Origin of the sequence: Paenibacillus sp. MMO-58, assembly GCF_037146255.1 — a bacterium.
Classification (GTDB): Bacteria; Bacillota; Bacilli; order Paenibacillales; family Paenibacillaceae; genus Pristimantibacillus.
This window is the reverse complement of the sequence record NZ_JBBCVY010000037.1, coordinates 1-759: the sequence shown is the minus strand read 5'-3', so window position 1 is coordinate 759 and position 759 is coordinate 1. Positions and strand designations below refer to the sequence as shown.

At 49.7% G+C, this 759-nt stretch carries 2 tRNA genes and 2 rRNA genes; all 4 read left to right on the top strand.

Annotated elements, in window-relative coordinates:
* Positions 1-93 (top strand): 16S ribosomal RNA (locus WFJ73_RS33185); the annotation flags it as partial.
* Between the two features lie 106 nt (positions 94-199).
* Positions 200-276: transfer RNA gene (locus WFJ73_RS33180), tRNA-Ile, on the top strand.
* A 33-nt stretch (positions 277-309) separates the two neighbouring features.
* Positions 310-385: transfer RNA gene (locus WFJ73_RS33175), tRNA-Ala, on the top strand.
* A gap of 78 nt (positions 386-463) precedes the next feature.
* Positions 464-759: ribosomal RNA gene (locus WFJ73_RS33170) — 23S ribosomal RNA — on the top strand; the annotation flags it as partial.

Below are 759 nucleotides of genomic sequence, written 5' to 3'. Positions count from 1 at the left end.
GCAAGGAGCCAGCCGTCGAAGGTGGGGTAGATGATTGGGGTGAAGTCGTAACAAGGTAGCCGTATCGGAAGGTGCGGCTGGATCACCTCCTTTCTAAGGAAATACCCGATCACGATGATGATCGGATAAATCAGGTAGGTTAGTCGCTCGCTCGTTGTCAGTTTTGAAGGAACAATCCTTCACATTAAATAGTTGTTAAGGGCCTTTAGCTCAGCTGGTTAGAGCGCACCCCTGATAAGGGTGAGGTCGGTGGTTCGAGTCCACTAAGGCCCACCATTATCCTTTCGATAATGACAACTTATACCCTATGGGGCCATAGCTCAGCTGGGAGAGCGCCTGCCTTGCAAGCAGGAGGTCAGGAGTTCGATCCTCCTTGGCTCCACCATGAACCATCATTTTTTTTGTTCCTTGAAAACTGGATAGCGAAAGATGAAACATCCTTAAGCAAGAAATGTTTTTATTAGGTTAAGCTAATAAGAGCGCACGGAGGATGCCTAGGCACTAGGAGCCGAAGAAGGACGTGGCGAACAACGAAACTGCCTCGGGGAGCGGTAAGCACGCATTGATCCGGGGATGTCCGAATGGGGAAACCCGGCTGTCGTAATGGACAGTCACTGTTAACTGAATACATAGGTTAACAAGAGGCATACCAGGGGAACTGAAACATCTAAGTACCCTGAGGAAGAGAAAACAAAAGTGATTCCGTCAGTAGCGGCGAGCGAACGCGGATTAGCCCAAACCAAGGAGCTTGCTCCTTGG